The sequence below is a fragment of the Jeotgalibacillus sp. S-D1 genome, assembly GCF_004358665.1.
GTDB lineage: Bacteria > Bacillota > Bacilli > Bacillales > Jeotgalibacillaceae > Jeotgalibacillus.
Window position 1 is genome coordinate 1 of the sequence record NZ_SMZR01000002.1, and the last position, 14,906, is coordinate 14,906.

The window sequence follows — 14,906 nt, forward strand, 5'->3', positions numbered from 1 at the left end:
CACTCATCTGCGGCCCGTTTCCGATTTTATCATACATGTTTTCCATTATATCGATCACTTCTCAAGCTATATCGATCATATTATTGCTTTTATCGGTCACTCAGACGGTCTGTGCGGCGGGCGGTCAAACGGTGGGTAGAACCGTCATCCCACTCCTTTATTGAATGCTCAATCCAATCTTCCCTCATACATAAAAAAGCAGAGCAACAAAAGCTGCTCTGCCAAGGAAAGTCATTGTTAAATCATATTAAGCTTGCCCTTTTTGAATACAAGGCCAGGTCCGCCGATGATAAGCAAAGCACGGTTATCAATTACTTTTTTCATAATTGCTGCACGTTTACCAGTAATTTTGCGGCCGAAAACCTCACCGATTGCTTCATTCCCGCCTAAAGAACAAACCGTTCCTTTCAGGCTTGGTGTAAATGGTTCAAGTTCTTCACCTTTAAGCATCGCAGCGATGTTGTGAGCCACATGTGCACCTTGCTGCATAGCAATTTGTGCTGTTGGCGGATACGGACGATCAATTTCAGGGTTGATCATCAATGCGCAGTCTCCAACGATAAAGACATTGTTGTGACCAGGTGCGCGAAGATCAGGATCCACTTTAATTCGTGCTCTCATGTTTTCAAATCCAGCTTTTTCAATGACTGCATTACCGCGAACGCCGGCAGCCCAGACGACTGTGTTGGCTTTAATTTCTTCAAACACATCTTCGCCTTTTTTAATTTTAACGCCTTCTGGAGTTGCTTCAACAACCGGTGTACCGATTGAGAATTCAATTCCTTTGCTTTCTAAATAAGAAACCGCATAGTCTACCAGTTCTTTATCAAAACCAGGAAGAACCATTGGTGCCGCTTCTACACATAATAAGCGAACCGCTTTAGGATTAATATCATATTCTTCACATAGCTCAGGAATGCGCTCTCCAAGTTCTCCAAGGAACTCGATGCCAGTAAATCCTGCTCCGCCTACAATGATTGTTAAGCGGGATGGGTCTTTTACTTCTTCAAGGCTGTACGTAGCAAATTGGTATTCAATGTGCTCACGGATTTGACGGGCTGCTTTGATGTTTGCGATTGAAAAAGCATGTTCTTTTAGGCCGGGGATGCCGAATGTTTCTCCTTCAAAGCCTAAGCCTACTACCAGGTGATCGTATGCAATTTCTGAACGGTCAGTAATAACTTTTTGAGCCGCTGTATCAATGTTTTCAACGCTCGCTTTTACAAAAGTTACTTTCCCTTTGTCTAAAACGCCGCCTATATCATATCGTACTTTGTTGTGATGCATCGTACCTGCTGATGCTTCATGCAACCAAGTTGTTTCATAATGGTAATCGTTTTTATTTACTAAGATGATGTCTGCGTCATCTGCGCTGATTAGTTTTTGAAGCTTGGTAATAACGGATAATCCTCCGTATCCTGCTCCTAATACAACCACTGTTGGTCTCTTCACTTGGATCACTTCCACCTTTACATTTATATTGCGATGGTGTTTGAGGCGCCATCGCGAAGCCCATATACAAGTAAGTTTGTTAGAACATTCACAATTAAAAATAGCATGCTTTTTTCAAAAGCGAAAGCCCATATCTATATCTTAGTATATCATATTCCTTTTTTGTCATATTTTCAAGGTGTATGGAGTAAATCAGAATACTTTGTCAATCAGCAAATCATTCAAAAGTATGAATTTCTTTTTAGATATGTGCCTACAGTAGGTTTTAAATTTAGGAATATGATAAAATACACAAAGCGTATTGCAATTTATTTCAGCCAGACAACATCGCTGGCGGCTTATCTTATAATGGAGGGATTACAAATGAAAGAAGATACACAGGTTTATGATATTACCGTTATAGGTGGAGGTCCTGTCGGGCTTTTTACTGCATTTTACGGAGGAATGCGTCAGGCAAGCGTAAAAGTAATTGAAAGTCTTCCCCAGCTTGGCGGCCAGCTATCAACTTTATATCCGGATAAATACATTTACGATGTAGCAGGATTCCCTAAAGTCCGGGCACAAGAACTTGTCGATAACCTTGTTGAGCAAATGTCGCGTTTTGACACAAAGGTTTGCTTAAACCAGGAAGTGATCAATGTAGAGAAGCTTGAGGACGAGACATTTTTATTGACAACTGATCAGGAAATACACCATACACGCACAATTATTATTACTGCCGGAAACGGTGCATTCCAGCCCCGCAAGCTTGACCTGGAGGGCTTGTCCGAATTTGAAGATAAAAACATTCACTATTTTGTGCCTGACCTTCAAGTATTCAAAGGAAGAAAAGTTGTTCTTTGCGGTGGAGGGGACTCAGCAGTTGACTGGGCCTTAATGCTAGAACCGATTGCCGAATCAGTGACACTTGTCCATCGCCGTGATAAATTCCGTGCGCATGAACACAGTGTTGAGCAGCTGATGAACTCGAGTGTCAATATCATGACGCCATATACACCTATTGGCTACCAGACCATCGCAGATCAAGTGCAGTCACTCGTTCTCCAAAAGGGACGCGAAGACGAAACAGTTACCATTGATTTAGATGATCTGCTAGTAAATTATGGTTTCATTTCTTCACTAGGCCCTATTAAAAACTGGAATTTAGAAATTGAAAAAAATTCAATTGTGGTTAATTCACGTATGGAAACAGCGGTGCCGGGCATTTATGCAGCAGGTGACATCTGCACTTACGACGGAAAAGTTAAGCTGATTGCTTCAGGGTTTGGCGAGGCTCCTACTGCTGTTAACAATGCAAAAGCTTCCATCGATCCAAAAGCACGTGTCCAGCCGATGCACAGTACGTCTATGTTTGAATAAACTGCTTGTTTAGGTCAACGCTACAAGGGTAAAAGTAATAAAAACCTATTTGTGAAAGGTGATGACCTATGCACGTACTTGTAATTGGAGCAAATGGAACGACTGGAAAAATGGTGGTCGAAAAACTGGCGAACAGTGAACAGCATCTTGTCAGAGCAATGGTAAGAAAAACAGAGCAGGCTCCCACGATGGAAAAACTGGGTGCCCGCCCGATCATTGCGGACCTTGAAAATGAATTTGATTATGTAATGGAAGATGTGAATGCAGTCATTTTTGCAGCTGGTTCAGGCCCGGATACAGGATCAGATAAAACAACGGCTGTGGATGAAATGGGTGCTAAAAAAGCGATTGATTATGCCCGGGAAAAAGGGATAGAACGCTTTATTATGCTTAGTTCTGTTGGAGCGGACGACCCATCGATTGCTTCAGACAACGAGACGTTTCATCATTACTTAAAAGCCAAGCATGATGCCGACGTACATCTAATCAACAGTGGTTTAAACTTTACCATTGTCCGTCCGGGTGCACTGGTTGACAGCCCAGCTACCGGAAAGATAACGGCGGGCACGAAGCTTCAGAGCACAGATGGCTCCATTACCCGTGAAGATGTGGCTACGGTGCTGGTTGAATCTCTTCTCGTTGAAGGACTGCACAATAAATCGTTTGAAATGGTAAATGGCAGCACAGATATTGAACAGGCATTGGAAACATTATAAAAAAAAGGCCCTCACCGCTTGTTGGTGAGGGTCTTTTGCTTTGTAATTTAATTTCACTATATAACAAAAACGGATTTATTTCTAAATACAGGAACACTATTTATGTTAAAATTTCACTTGTACTTTAAACATGTTTCATGAGGAGAATACAATGCAAAAAATTAAATACTTACCACTCATCCCTATTCCCGCTGTATCAATCGGTGCAATGATTATGTACCTCAACGATATACCCAAAAATATCTGGTTACAAAATATGATCGTTGTAACACTCCTTATAATACTGTCCTATCTAATGATTAAAAGGAAAAATATAACCCCTAAATCAACAGCAAAAAACTATTTACATATTCTTATCATTTTCCTGTTATTTGTATTAACCTTTTATGACTCGGGGATAGATGGCGTTCACAGGTGGATTACCCTGGGGCCTATAAGTCTTAATATAGCCAGTCTTTTCTTACCCCTACTCCTTATTATACTTGGTAACATATTATCACAAGATCACTGGTGGCGATCTTATATGATTGTACTTACTGCATCATTCTTAATGGTTCTGCAACCGGATGCTTCCACTGTGACAGCATTTGTACTATCAAGCTTCGTTTTACTAATATTTAATATGAAAAGACAAATGATTCGATATGCTGTGCTGGTTATTCCCTTAATCTTCATTGTACTATCCTGGGTTTTTATAGATGGGCTGGCTCCTGTTCCATATGTGGAAGATATCTTATTTATGGCTAAAGATTTAGGAACAATCTGGTTTATTATTTCTTTACTTTCACTCTTTATTCTCATAATCCCTTTTATATTTTTCCGGCCTGTAAAAAGAAAATTAACCTCAATTTGCCTGGGGATATACTTTTTCACTCTACTAATAACAACATTTTTTGGAAACTTCCCTGTCATACTAATGGGATATGGGATTTCACCTATTATTGGCTACTTTATATCGATCAATTGGCTTCTTGGAAATAAATTAAAAGATATAAACTAATTCTAATGTAATCGTTCAAGAGGATTTGCGAATTTATCTTGGCTTATTCAACTTGCCTCCACACCCCTTACCGATACTATTAAGCAACAAATATTATGAAAACAGGCTTTGTTTTAAAGAAGGCATACGAACCAGCGAGCCATGGGATGCTGATTTGTTTTCATTTTTTACAATCCATTCATATTTGGAAATGTTCATTTTTACTTTTCCTGTTTTATTGGTTCTAACAAAAAACCTTCTTAACAGGCGTGCTGTCAAGAAGGCTTTTCATTGATTGCTTTAACTTTTGAAACCTAGCAATTTTCAGGTGTTCCTTTTTTAGTCGCTGTCGTAAAGGATGAACCACAGCCGCATGAGGCGATGGCATTTGGATTTTCAATCGTGAAGCCGCCTCCCATCAGTGACTGCTTATAGTCAATTTCAGTTCCTCTCAGAATATCCGTGTCCTCTGTTTTAACAAGTACGCGAATTCCGTGGTGAAGTTCTTCCTGATCCTCGGAATTAATCTCATGTTCAAATCCCATACCGTATGACAGCCCGCTGCAGCCTCCGCCTTTTACTGCAACGCGAAGATAAGCATTTTCTTCTTCCGCTTCCTTCATCATATCTTTTACCTGAAGCGCCGCTGCTTCTGACAACTTGATTACTTGTTCCATCGTAGCACCTCCGAAAAAATTCTTATTATTTACAGTATAGCTTTTCTTATACGCAGTCTCAACCAATTGGACTGTCACTAAAACCCAATTGAATGATTCAATTGGGTTTTACTCACTCTATCTATTAGAACATTGGATTTTCTTCTAAATAAACATAAATTTCTTCAACCAGCTGTTTTGGAGTGTCTGCTTCCACTACATCCCCATTAACTAATGCAAAATGTGAAGCCGCACATTTCCCACAGTAGCCAAGACATCCGTATTCAATTACATCAAAGTTCGGATCCCGCTCTAATATTTCAAGTGCTTCCTGCGACCCGCTTGCCAGATTACTTATGCAAAATTCTATAATCGGTTTCATGTTTTCACCTCTCACTACCTTTCCATGCTACCTTTTTTGCATGCAACCGTCAATCATTTGAAATGAACAAAAATGCAGGTTTGTGAAGTAATTCTCTTATTATTATTGTACTATTGCCCTTATTCCGATATACTTTTTTATGAATATAAACGTTTAGTTTCAACTTATTATGCGAATAAGCATCATATTGAAAGTGCTTACGCAAATCAAACGCCGATTGCAAAGAGAGGGCTTCTTATGAAACAGTTAGTTTTACTTGGCGGAGGATACGGAAACATGCGGGTCCTGTTGCGCCTACTACCGAGTCAATTACCAGACGATGTTGAGATTACCTTAATTGATCGTACACCCTACCACTGCCTAAAGACAGAATATTACGCTCTCGCATCCGGAACGATTTCTGATCAGGAAGTGCGTGTCGCTTTTCCCGAACATGAGCGGCTGAATATTAAGTATGGAAATATTACCAAAATTGATACAGCCTATCAGCAGGTTCTGCTGGAGGATGGTTCAGCTGTTGCCTATGACGATCTAGTTGTCGGTCTTGGCTGTGAAGACAAATATCATAATGTCCCGGGTGCAGATGAGTATACCTACAGTATTCAATCGATTCACAGCGCACGGGCAACCTATGAAAAGCTTTCTAACCTTCCTTCCGGTTCCGTGGTTGGAATTGTCGGAGCAGGATTAAGCGGCATCGAACTGGCAAGTGAGCTGAGAGAGAGCCGCAGCGATTTAGGCATTAAATTATTTGACCGCGGGGAGCGTATACTTCCGGCATTTCCTGTGCGTCTGAGTAATTATGTGCAAAAATGGTTTGATGCCAATAATGTAGAGATTGTCAGCAACTCCAACATCACAAAAGTTGAGCCAAATATGCTGTACAACCATGATCAGACTATTCCTGTTGATGTCTGTGTATGGACTGCAGGCATCCAGCCTGTAGAAGTAGTTCGGACCATTCCTACTGAAAAAGATTCATCCAAGCGATTAGTGTTAACACAATATCATAACCTTCCTGGTGATGAACATGTATATATTGTTGGGGACTGTGCCAGCCTGCCATTTGCGCCTAGCGCTCAATTGGCCGAGGAACAGGCTGAACAAATTGTCAAAGTCCTTTTGATGCGCTGGAAAGGCGAAACGCTGCCTTCTGAAATGTCCAAAATCAAGCTTAAAGGATTTATGGGCTCACTTGGCAAAAAGCACGGGTTTGCTTATCTTGCAGACCGTACCATCACAGGAAGAATTGCCCGCCTAATGAAGTCGGGTGTGCTATGGATGTATAAATATCATAACGGATAAAATATACTATTAAAAATAGCAAATCAGTATTTCACGCCCATTCGAATGGGCGTGTTTTTTTGTCCGTTGTTTTTTAGTTAAGCTTAAAAAAACGATCATACGTTATCTAAATTACTTGAATACTTATTTTCCCCGCTCCTGGTTCATTTAAGTTCTGCTTCTTTAACTCCCCCATTAAACATAGTTTAGACATAAGCTGTTAAATTAAATGCAAAGAGGGATCTGCATGAACTCGTGGAGTCGAGCATTTCAGGTAGCTGCTGTTTACGTGGGAACTGTAGTAGGCACGGGTTTTGCAACTGGAAAAGAAATTGTTGAATTTTTTTCACGATTTGGCTTTATCGGATTTTTGACAATCCTCATCAGCGGTTATTTTTTTATTACATTAGGGACAAGCCTGATGGTCATGGCGATTGATTTAAAAGCCCGTTCTTATGAGGAACTGACTGAATACTTATTTGGCCCGCTGTTCGCCAAAGGTGTCAACATTATGATGATGATTATGCTTTTAGGCTTTTGCATCGTAATGCTTTCCGGAGCGGGAGCCGTTTTTGAAGAACAGCTGAAATTGCCTAAATTAGCCGGCATTTTGTTAACAGTGGCACTAATTTATGTCATCGTGATCGTCGGTACCAAGGGTCTGTTTGCTGTGAACTTGTTAGTGGTTCCGCTCATGATCCTTTTTAATCTAATGCTAATGATGCATGCGGTAAAAGGTGGTGCCTTTTTGGATACCTTTTTTATTGTTCCTGAGCTGGAAGGTGGATGGAGGGCATTTATCTATCCTTTTATTTATCCTGCCATGAACCTGGCGATGGCCCAGGCAGTCTTAGTTCCTCTGGCTGCTGAAGTTAATGATAAGGACGTTGTGAAAAAAGGCGGAATACTGGGCGGGGTTATTCTTACGCTCATTCTCATTTCAAGCCATGTGACACTTGTTACATTGCCAAACCTGGAAATGTACGATATCCCAATGGCTGCAGTTATGAAGGAAATGATGACGTCTTTTTATTTGGTTTACATCATAGTCATTTACGGAGAAATCTACACTTCATTAATCGGCAATATTTACGGCCTGGAAAGACAATTAAGCAACTATATTCGGGCGAAGCGGATATGGATTTCCACTTTTATCATTTTGTTTGTTTCCAGTTTAAGCATGGTGGATTACAGCACTCTCCTTACCTTCTTATATCCGCTGTTTGGCTACATAAGCCTCGTGTTTTTTATTTTATTGTGGATAAAATCAGGAAAATGGCTGGTTAAAAGGAAAAGAAAAGCTGAATAATTTTCCCTTTAAAGCGTATGTTTTAGTATTTGGTTGGAAAAAATTTAACTATAAACGTTTGGAGGATTGCCGATGTGCGAAAAAGAATATGTACTTAATAAAGCAGCAGGATTAAAATCTACTCTCACAAACGATCAATCGGTTTCTTTAGTGGACATCGTACAGCTATTTGGGCAGTGCTTTGTCAGTGAATTTAATAATCAGCATAAAGCAGCTGCAGCCGCAGATTCACCCGCTTCTATAGAGAATACTATTTGATCTTTTATGTATAAAGGGACAATCGCTTAAAAACGATTGTCCCTTTTTTACTTTTATTCCTTCGTAATATAATTTACAAACTGGTTTATAATTTCAATATCTCCTGTGACGATCAGTGCCGGAAGCAAAATAAATACCCCTACTACAGCTAAATTTGAAAGAAAAAAGATTCTAATTGATTTTTTTAAAATTTTCATGTCTTCCATCACCTTAGCTCTCTTTGTGAAGTGAATGATCGTATTGATATTATGCTCCTTCTCAGCAGAAAATTCAATTGTTTTTAGAATATTTTAAATTTTATATTTTGAGATTTGTGGAGTCTGGTATCATTTCGATGCCATTATGGCTTTCTGTGGAAATCAACACCCATGTTTAACAAAGCCTAAATTAAAAATCCTCTTTAACCTGTCGTTAAAGAGGATGCCTTACATATTTCTTTATGCTGTTTCACCTTGATACCCATACTTTTCAAGCTCAGCATACACCGCTTTTAAACGCGGGTTGCCTTCACCGACAATCTCATCACCGACCAGAACCACCGGATAAAATAAATCTTCCTCTGTGATGCGATTGACAAAGGCAGATTTTTTTTCATCCACCTGCGCTTTATTAATATCTACATACTCCATCGTAAAGGGCTGATCTGGGAACTTCCTTCCGATTGCAGCTTCAAGCCATTCAAATGTTTCCATTGAGGACGGGGCGCCAACGCAGCTTGGACAGATTGTTTCAGCTCCATAAACCGTCACGGTTACTGGTTTTAATGACAAAACAGGCACTTCCTTTCAAATAAAGGGAATCAATTAATGAAGATGGATGGATTTTTTTCCTTACACTTATTATAATAGAAGTTAGGAAAGGAGTCGATTCGAATGACAGAAGTTGAAATGAAAGATTCAGTTCAAGAAGTTCTTGATAAACTTCGTCCGTTCCTTCTTCGCGATGGTGGAGACTGTGAATTAGTGGACGTTGAAGACGGCATTGTTAAGCTGAGACTTCTTGGTGCTTGCGGTACATGTCCAAGTTCTACCATTACACTAAAAGCAGGTATTGAACGTGCATTGCTTGAGGAAGTTCCTGGTGTGGTTGAGGTAGAGCAGGTATTTTAATTCAACCGAATATAATGAAAGTGGCACTTATCCACTTCTTATAAATGGTCAAAACCCCTCGCGATGATGCATTGCGAGGGGTTCTTTTTTATTAACGCACTTCTGTGATTGGTTCTTTTCCATTTAATACATGCTCAATATTATCAGCACACAGCTTCATCATCGCAAATCGGGTTGCGCGGGATGAACTGCCGATATGAGGAACAGCGACTACATTGCTGAGTGATAATAATGGGTGGTCACTGCTGATCGGCTCTTCTTCGAAAACATCAAGCCCTGCACCTGCTATCTCACCATTTTGCAAAGCTGAGATAAGCGCTGATTCATTCACGACCGGACCACGGCCGGCATTTATAAAAAATGCGCTCGTTTTCATTCTTGCGAACTGTTCTGCGCCAAGCATCCCCCTTGTTTCTTTTGTTAAAGGAGCCAGGCAGACAACAAAATCGGACTGTTCCAGCAACTCATCAAGAGAAACGTGTTTGGCATTAAACTCATCTTCTGCTTTTGGCTTCGGCGAACGGGTATGGTAGAGAACATCCATCTCAAACCCTTTTGCTCTGCGCGCCACAGCCTGTCCGATATTACCCATTCCAATAATTCCAATTGTTTTATGGTGAATATCGCTGCCGGCAAGCAAGTAAGGTGACCATGATTGCCATTTTCCATTTCGAATATATTGATCGGCTTCAATCATTCTTCTTGCTGCCGTCATCAGTAATGAAAAAGTAAGGTCCGCAGTGGTTTCTGTCAAAACATCAGGTGTATTTGTGATGATAACTCCATGTTTTTTCACTTCGTTTATGTCGATATTATCATAGCCAACTGCAAGGTTTGCTACAATCTCAAGCTTGGGGGCTTTTTCAAGCAGCTCAGCATCTACTTGATCAGAAAGCATTGTAAGGAGTGCATGTGAATCACTTACCTGCTTAATAAGCTCTTCACGCGGAACGGGACGATCATCATGAGGCCACTCCTCCACTTTAAAATGCTGTGAAAGCTGATCAATGATCTCATCATCGAGTTTTCTTGTAACAAATACCTTTTTCATTATGATGACATCCCTTCATAAAAAAATTTATAAAACTTCCCACTCACTCAAAGATTGAATGGCGAAGGATGGCTGTCTCTCCATGGTTAAAAGCATTTCCTTTGTTGTGACACCTGTATGAACGATTATTGTATCCATGCCAACGTTTAAACCAGCTGTAATATCCGTATCGTAATTATCTCCGATCATTGCCACATCTTCTTTCGGCAGACCTAATACTGCCAGCGCCTGCTCCATGATAATCGCCTCGGGTTTGCCGATGAAAATCGGTTCTGTTTGAGTGGAGACAGAAATCACTGAAGTGAGTGACCCATTACCTGGAAGCAATCCACGCTCTGTAGGAATCGCAATGTCGCCATTTGTTGAAATAAACTTAGCGCCGCCTCTCACAGCTAAACAACCTAAAGCCAGTTTTTCGTATGTAATTTCGCGGTCAAGACCTACTACAACATAATCAGGAGAATCTGTCACAAGCTCCATTCCCTTTTCTGTCAGCGACTGCCTAATTCCTTCCCCTCCTATTACATAAACAGAGGCATCCTGCTTTTCCTGGGAAATAAACGCTGCAGTAGCCATTGAGGTTGTAAAAACCTGCGCATTCGTTACCGGAACATCAAATTTTGTTAAGTGCTGCGCAACCTGTTCTGGTGTCTTTGACGAGTTGTTTGTTACAAAAAGATAGGGAATGCCGCGTTCATGCAGTACTTTAACAAACTTTACTGCTTCCTGAATCGGTTCAGTTCCTCTATACATTGTTCCGTCGAGATCAATTAAATATCCTTTATATGGTTTCATAAAAATACAAAACATCCCTTCTCATCTAAAAAGGCATCATGCCCTTTAGTTCTAGCAAATCAATACTTAATATAATGGCACAACCTTTGATTTTGATCAATTCATCGACTTAAAAAAGAAGATGGGACAAATGTGTCTCATCCTCTTCTAACCGGTTCACTGCGCTTCAGGCGGACGCTTTCCGCAGGGACGGCGCTGAGCCTCCTCAGGCTTCGCCTTGCGGGGTCTCAGCTTGCCGTCATATCCTGCAGGAGTCGCCGCCTTCCGCTCCGTTCACCTCATCGTTTTACAATAATAACAGAAAAATTCCATGATTTAAGGAGTCATGTCCCAACCTCGAGGGATTTTGTTCAAATAACAAAAAATATTAAAAGAAGCTAATTTTTAAAGGCTGAGACCGGCCCCAACTCATTTGTAAGGTAATGGCGGACTTTAACAGGAAAGGCTTCAAGCGCATCATTTGCTTCCTTGAAAATTTGATGAACTGCTTCATGATTCACATCAATGTAATGATGCACCAGCGACTTTCGTGCACCCACTACCTGTTTAAGCGGCTGAATCATATCTTTAGACAGCACTTTTTCATCATCAAGAATATCGATAATGTCTTCATAGCTTCCTGGATCGCGCATAATAAAACCGTCGATCATGGCATTGCCAACATCTAAAATGGATTCAATAATTACGTGGGCACTTCTTTCAAATGCCAGCTGGTCAATTTGTGATTCCCTTGTAGAAAGCTGTGATAAAAAAGAGATCTTTTGCTCCATATAAACCAGCGTTTTTTCTATTTTTCCACGATCAATAAAGTACATTTTTTTCACTCCATTGCATTCAGCATAATGATCTGCACATTCTCCATTAGTGTACCATATTTTCAAAAGAAGCCTTTGGATGATTTTGAAAACAAATGCGATGAAATAAAAGAGAAAAGTTGGACAACCTAAATGAAAGGAGGTTGAATGACCGTGTTTAATGATCAAAAGGAGGATTATAAAGACTTTTCTAATGTAGAGGTCGGACGGGACTATCTTATCCCGGAAACGCTGCCTGAAGGACCATATGGTTCTCCCCGCGGAAAATATACATTAGTCCGCAACAAGTCTGGTCCCTTTCGAAAAACCCAGCGTTATTACAGCGCTTTTAACTATGAAAACAAAGGGCTTCATGAAGATATACCAAGGGAAGCACCAGGCTCTCATATTCCTTAATGCAAAAAAATGACCGCTCTGGTCATTTTTTTGTCTCCACTTTTTTAATTACGAAATACGGACAGCCGAAGTTGCAGTATTCATATAAGTAATCCTTCACCGTGGAAATTTTTGTGTCAAACGATGATTTTTGATTCTGATCGTCAAAAAACCCTTTGAGCCTTAACTGGCCATATCCCCAATCACCAACAATAAAATCGTACTTATGAAGAATTTCACTATAACGGCCTTCAAAAGCCTCCTGATCAAATGCCTCACGAAAATCATCTATGATTTCATAGGTGTGATTATGAATTGTAATCACATCCAACACCACCTTTTTCTTCATACTATTGTCTTCATTATACCGTAAAAACCATCATTTACTATGAAAATAAACACCCATTAAGGAGAATCTATAGGTAAGGGGGCGACAAAGATGAAAAAGCATGCGTTAATTTTGTTACTTGGAACTTCAATGCTCAGTGCTTGTTCTGTTCCAAGTATGCCGACTGTTGAAAAGGATATCGAGCATTCTGCCAATGCAGACACCGGAGATACAGGAACAACTGAAAATGATTATGGTTACGCTACACACTCATCGAACCCCAATGACATGGAGGGTGAAAATGACAGTTTAGAGTTCACACTTGACCGCCAGACAACAGCTGACGCAATCAGTCGTTATGCTGCATCAAATCCTGGTGTTGAAAGTGCAACGACAGTTGTTACCGATGAAGAAGTTCTTATTTTTTATGAAGTAGCTCCTGATTCAAAAATGGATTCAAATGAAACAGCTGACCAAGTAAAAAGAAGCGCCCTTTCTGTTATCCCAAGATGGTATCATGTTTATTTGACGGATAAACCATCGCTCAGAGTTAATGTAGAAAGCATTGCCCAGACTCATTTAACTGCATCTGAAATGGAGGATGCCATTGCTTCAACCATTGAACTGATGACAGCAGATTCTCCACAGGGCTACCCGGTGGATGAGGGCGAAAATGCCAACGGTGAAACCGAAGATGAAATGCACATGGGGAAACAAAAAGAAATCGACCTTGCACCGGCAGCTATGGATATCCGTATTGAAAAAGCAGCAGACGCTTGATCTGCTGCTTTTTTTTTATTTAACTTGTTCTGCTTTTTCTCCTTGTGCTTGACGCTCTCTCGAAGCTGCATTAACTTGTTCATCTGCATGATAAGATGATCTCACAAGCGGTCCTGCCTCACAATGCTTAAAACCTTTGCCCATTGCAATTTTGCGCAATTCTCCAAATTCAAGCGGAGTGTAGTATTTAAGAACAGGCAAATGCTTCTTAGAAGGCTGTAAATACTGGCCAATTGTCATAATGTCAACATCATGTGCACGCAGGTCATCCATGGTTTGAATGATCTCTTCTTTTGTTTCACCAAGACCAATCATCAGACTTGATTTAGTTGGAATATCAGGCTGTAATTCTTTTGAGCGCTGTAACAGTTCCAAAGACCGGTGATATTTCGCACGGGCGCGAACACGTGGTGTTAATCGTTCAACTGTTTCAATGTTATGATTTAAAATATCAGGACGGGCATCCATCAGGGTTTGAATGTTTTCATATATCCCGCCCATGTCGGATGGAAGTACCTCTACAGTTGTAAACGGATTTTTTCTTTTTATGGCACGAACCGTTTCAGCAAAAACAGCTGAACCGCCGTCTTTTAAATCGTCGCGGGCAACAGCCGTAATAACAGCATGCTTCAGGTTCATCAGCTTAACTGAATCAGCAACGCGTTCTGGTTCCGCTAAGTCAAGCTCGGTAGGAAGCCCGGTTTTGATGGCACAAAAGCGGCAGGCTCTTGTACAAACATCACCCAAAATCATAAACGTTGCGGTTCTTCTGATCCCCCAACACTCGTGAATATTCGGGCATTTTGCTTCTTCACACACCGTATGAAGATTATTTTCACGCATCATTTTTTTTAAGCCAGTATAATTTTCATTTGTATTCAGCTTAATTTTCAGCCAGTCAGGCTTTCTTAAGTATCCGTCCTTCGTCTTTGTACTCATTATCTATTCTCTCCCATCTAAGTAGGTGTTTATAGGTACGAAATTTTGCGAAGTTTGAAGAAATTAATCAATATTTAGACCTTTATGTAGTGCTTCTTTTACATTGTCACTTTATCACAGTACATAATTGAAAACAAGACAATATTCCCATTTACCGGCATACAAAAAGCCTGCACGAGTGCAGGCTTTACTGTACAAATTTTAAGCCGTTTTCTTTGAACTTTTCACGGCATTTATAACACTTGCTGCCAATCCGCCCCATAGAAGAGTAACTCCAACAATCATCATGACGATTGCACTAGCTGACATATTATAAATC

The 14,906-nt window shown here is 40.4% G+C and carries 20 protein-coding genes; 9 read left to right on the forward strand and 11 right to left on the reverse strand.

What is annotated here, in order from left to right; translation table 11 throughout:
• Window positions 1-237: 237 nt before the first annotated feature.
• On the reverse strand, window positions 238-1,452 hold the full coding sequence (locus E2R51_RS07090) for an NAD(P)/FAD-dependent oxidoreductase (protein WP_133376368.1): 1,215 nt from the start codon (window positions 1,450-1,452) through the stop codon (window positions 238-240).
• A 363-nt stretch (window positions 1,453-1,815) separates the two neighbouring features.
• On the opposite strand from E2R51_RS07090, the gene E2R51_RS07095 reads away from it, so the two are divergent.
• The 3 genes from E2R51_RS07095 to E2R51_RS07105 all read left to right on the forward strand — a co-directional run bounded on the left by E2R51_RS07095 (window position 1,816) and on the right by E2R51_RS07105 (window position 4,527).
• Window positions 1,816-2,811 (forward strand): NAD(P)/FAD-dependent oxidoreductase, encoded by a 996-nt coding sequence (locus E2R51_RS07095; protein ID WP_133376369.1) that lies wholly within the window; start codon window positions 1,816-1,818, stop codon window positions 2,809-2,811.
• 68 nt (window positions 2,812-2,879) lie between these two features.
• Window positions 2,880-3,527, forward strand: a complete 648-nt coding sequence (locus E2R51_RS07100; RefSeq protein WP_133376370.1) for an SDR family oxidoreductase — start codon at window positions 2,880-2,882, stop codon at window positions 3,525-3,527.
• Window positions 3,528-4,050: 523 nt separating this feature from the next.
• A complete protein-coding gene (locus E2R51_RS07105) occupies window positions 4,051-4,527 on the forward strand; it encodes a hypothetical protein (protein WP_133376371.1) in 477 nt (158 codons plus the stop codon).
• A gap of 293 nt (window positions 4,528-4,820) precedes the next feature.
• Here E2R51_RS07105 and E2R51_RS07110 read toward each other — a convergent pair whose 3' ends face one another.
• Complete coding sequence (locus tag E2R51_RS07110; protein ID WP_133376372.1) at window positions 4,821-5,183, reverse strand: HesB/IscA family protein; 363 nt, start codon at window positions 5,181-5,183, stop codon at window positions 4,821-4,823.
• A gap of 124 nt (window positions 5,184-5,307) precedes the next feature.
• Window positions 5,308-5,544: a YuzB family protein gene (locus E2R51_RS07115; RefSeq protein ID WP_133376373.1), complete on the reverse strand. Its 237-nt coding sequence runs from the start codon at window positions 5,542-5,544 to the stop codon at window positions 5,308-5,310.
• Window positions 5,545-5,781: 237 nt separating this feature from the next.
• On the opposite strand from E2R51_RS07115, the gene E2R51_RS07120 reads away from it, so the two are divergent.
• The 3 genes from E2R51_RS07120 to E2R51_RS07130 all read left to right on the forward strand — a co-directional run bounded on the left by E2R51_RS07120 (window position 5,782) and on the right by E2R51_RS07130 (window position 8,395).
• A complete protein-coding gene (locus E2R51_RS07120; RefSeq protein WP_133376374.1) occupies window positions 5,782-6,849 on the forward strand; it encodes an NAD(P)/FAD-dependent oxidoreductase in 1,068 nt (355 codons plus the stop codon).
• Window positions 6,850-7,075: 226 nt separating this feature from the next.
• Window positions 7,076-8,137 carry a YkvI family membrane protein gene (locus E2R51_RS07125; protein WP_133376375.1) on the forward strand — a complete coding sequence of 354 codons (1,062 nt, stop codon included), beginning with the start codon at window positions 7,076-7,078 and terminating at the stop codon, window positions 8,135-8,137.
• A 72-nt stretch (window positions 8,138-8,209) separates the two neighbouring features.
• Window positions 8,210-8,395, forward strand: coding sequence for a hypothetical protein (locus E2R51_RS07130; RefSeq protein ID WP_133376376.1), 186 nt, complete (start codon window positions 8,210-8,212; stop codon window positions 8,393-8,395).
• Between the two features lie 53 nt (window positions 8,396-8,448).
• On the opposite strand, the gene E2R51_RS19755 is transcribed toward E2R51_RS07130, so the two are convergent.
• Together E2R51_RS19755 and E2R51_RS07135 are read right to left on the reverse strand one after the other, a co-directional pair.
• Window positions 8,449-8,592 (reverse strand): hypothetical protein, encoded by a 144-nt coding sequence (locus E2R51_RS19755; RefSeq protein WP_165967163.1) that lies wholly within the window; start codon window positions 8,590-8,592, stop codon window positions 8,449-8,451.
• 240 nt (window positions 8,593-8,832) lie between these two features.
• The gene (locus E2R51_RS07135) at window positions 8,833-9,165 is read right to left on the reverse strand and encodes a YuzD family protein (RefSeq protein WP_133376377.1); all 333 of its coding nucleotides are present in this window, start codon (window positions 9,163-9,165) and stop codon (window positions 8,833-8,835) included.
• Window positions 9,166-9,267: 102 nt separating this feature from the next.
• Here E2R51_RS07135 and E2R51_RS07140 point away from each other — a divergent pair, with 102 nt between their 5' ends.
• Complete coding sequence (locus tag E2R51_RS07140; RefSeq protein ID WP_039810717.1) at window positions 9,268-9,504, forward strand: NifU family protein; 237 nt, start codon at window positions 9,268-9,270, stop codon at window positions 9,502-9,504.
• Between the two features lie 91 nt (window positions 9,505-9,595).
• Here the strand turns inward: E2R51_RS07140 and E2R51_RS07145 are convergent, their stop codons facing one another.
• From E2R51_RS07145 to hepT, 3 genes are all read right to left on the reverse strand, one after another.
• Window positions 9,596-10,555, reverse strand: a complete 960-nt coding sequence (locus E2R51_RS07145) for a 2-hydroxyacid dehydrogenase (protein WP_133376378.1) — start codon at window positions 10,553-10,555, stop codon at window positions 9,596-9,598.
• 27 nt (window positions 10,556-10,582) lie between these two features.
• The gene (locus E2R51_RS07150; protein WP_133376379.1) at window positions 10,583-11,350 is read right to left on the reverse strand and encodes a TIGR01457 family HAD-type hydrolase; all 768 of its coding nucleotides are present in this window, start codon (window positions 11,348-11,350) and stop codon (window positions 10,583-10,585) included.
• A gap of 377 nt (window positions 11,351-11,727) precedes the next feature.
• Window positions 11,728-12,165 (reverse strand): type VII toxin-antitoxin system HepT family RNase toxin, encoded by a 438-nt coding sequence (hepT, locus tag E2R51_RS07155; RefSeq protein WP_133376380.1) that lies wholly within the window; start codon window positions 12,163-12,165, stop codon window positions 11,728-11,730.
• Between the two features lie 147 nt (window positions 12,166-12,312).
• Here hepT and E2R51_RS07160 point away from each other — a divergent pair, with 147 nt between their 5' ends.
• Window positions 12,313-12,561 carry a cytosolic protein gene (locus E2R51_RS07160; RefSeq protein WP_133376381.1) on the forward strand — a complete coding sequence of 83 codons (249 nt, stop codon included), beginning with the start codon at window positions 12,313-12,315 and terminating at the stop codon, window positions 12,559-12,561.
• A 22-nt stretch (window positions 12,562-12,583) separates the two neighbouring features.
• On the opposite strand, the gene E2R51_RS07165 is transcribed toward E2R51_RS07160, so the two are convergent.
• Window positions 12,584-12,865: a YutD family protein gene (locus tag E2R51_RS07165; RefSeq protein WP_133376382.1), complete on the reverse strand. Its 282-nt coding sequence runs from the start codon at window positions 12,863-12,865 to the stop codon at window positions 12,584-12,586.
• 114 nt (window positions 12,866-12,979) lie between these two features.
• On the opposite strand from E2R51_RS07165, the gene E2R51_RS07170 reads away from it, so the two are divergent.
• On the forward strand, window positions 12,980-13,648 hold the full coding sequence (locus tag E2R51_RS07170) for a YhcN/YlaJ family sporulation lipoprotein (RefSeq protein ID WP_133376383.1): 669 nt from the start codon (window positions 12,980-12,982) through the stop codon (window positions 13,646-13,648).
• Between the two features lie 15 nt (window positions 13,649-13,663).
• Here E2R51_RS07170 and lipA read toward each other — a convergent pair whose 3' ends face one another.
• Both lipA and E2R51_RS07180 read right to left on the reverse strand, forming a co-directional pair.
• Window positions 13,664-14,587 (reverse strand): lipoyl synthase, encoded by a 924-nt coding sequence (gene lipA, locus E2R51_RS07175; protein WP_133376384.1) that lies wholly within the window; start codon window positions 14,585-14,587, stop codon window positions 13,664-13,666.
• Between the two features lie 201 nt (window positions 14,588-14,788).
• The gene (locus E2R51_RS07180) at window positions 14,789-14,896 is read right to left on the reverse strand and encodes a methionine/alanine import family NSS transporter small subunit (protein ID WP_133376385.1); all 108 of its coding nucleotides are present in this window, start codon (window positions 14,894-14,896) and stop codon (window positions 14,789-14,791) included.
• Window positions 14,897-14,906: the final 10 nt, after the last annotated feature.

Coding starts and splice junctions, on each gene's coding strand:
- E2R51_RS07095 (WP_133376369.1), top strand. CDS start 1,816: ATGAAAGAAGATACACAGGTTTATGATATTACCGTTATAGGTGGAGGT.
- E2R51_RS07100 (WP_133376370.1), top strand. CDS start 2,880: ATGCACGTACTTGTAATTGGAGCAAATGGAACGACTGGAAAAATGGTG.
- E2R51_RS07105 (WP_133376371.1), top strand. CDS start 4,051: ATGATTGTACTTACTGCATCATTCTTAATGGTTCTGCAACCGGATGCT.
- E2R51_RS07110 (WP_133376372.1), bottom strand. CDS start 5,183: ATGGAACAAGTAATCAAGTTGTCAGAAGCAGCGGCGCTTCAGGTAAAA.
- E2R51_RS07115 (WP_133376373.1), bottom strand. CDS start 5,544: ATGAAACCGATTATAGAATTTTGCATAAGTAATCTGGCAAGCGGGTCG.
- E2R51_RS07120 (WP_133376374.1), top strand. CDS start 5,782: ATGAAACAGTTAGTTTTACTTGGCGGAGGATACGGAAACATGCGGGTC.
- E2R51_RS07125 (WP_133376375.1), top strand. CDS start 7,076: ATGAACTCGTGGAGTCGAGCATTTCAGGTAGCTGCTGTTTACGTGGGA.
- E2R51_RS07130 (WP_133376376.1), top strand. CDS start 8,210: ATGTGCGAAAAAGAATATGTACTTAATAAAGCAGCAGGATTAAAATCT.
- E2R51_RS19755 (WP_165967163.1), bottom strand. CDS start 8,592: ATGAAAATTTTAAAAAAATCAATTAGAATCTTTTTTCTTTCAAATTTA.
- E2R51_RS07140 (WP_039810717.1), top strand. CDS start 9,268: ATGACAGAAGTTGAAATGAAAGATTCAGTTCAAGAAGTTCTTGATAAA.
- E2R51_RS07145 (WP_133376378.1), bottom strand. CDS start 10,555: ATGAAAAAGGTATTTGTTACAAGAAAACTCGATGATGAGATCATTGAT.
- E2R51_RS07150 (WP_133376379.1), bottom strand. CDS start 11,350: ATGAAACCATATAAAGGATATTTAATTGATCTCGACGGAACAATGTAT.
- hepT (WP_133376380.1), bottom strand. CDS start 12,165: ATGTACTTTATTGATCGTGGAAAAATAGAAAAAACGCTGGTTTATATG.
- E2R51_RS07160 (WP_133376381.1), top strand. CDS start 12,313: ATGACCGTGTTTAATGATCAAAAGGAGGATTATAAAGACTTTTCTAAT.
- E2R51_RS07170 (WP_133376383.1), top strand. CDS start 12,980: ATGAAAAAGCATGCGTTAATTTTGTTACTTGGAACTTCAATGCTCAGT.
- lipA (WP_133376384.1), bottom strand. CDS start 14,587: ATGAGTACAAAGACGAAGGACGGATACTTAAGAAAGCCTGACTGGCTG.
- E2R51_RS07180 (WP_133376385.1), bottom strand. CDS start 14,896: ATGTCAGCTAGTGCAATCGTCATGATGATTGTTGGAGTTACTCTTCTA.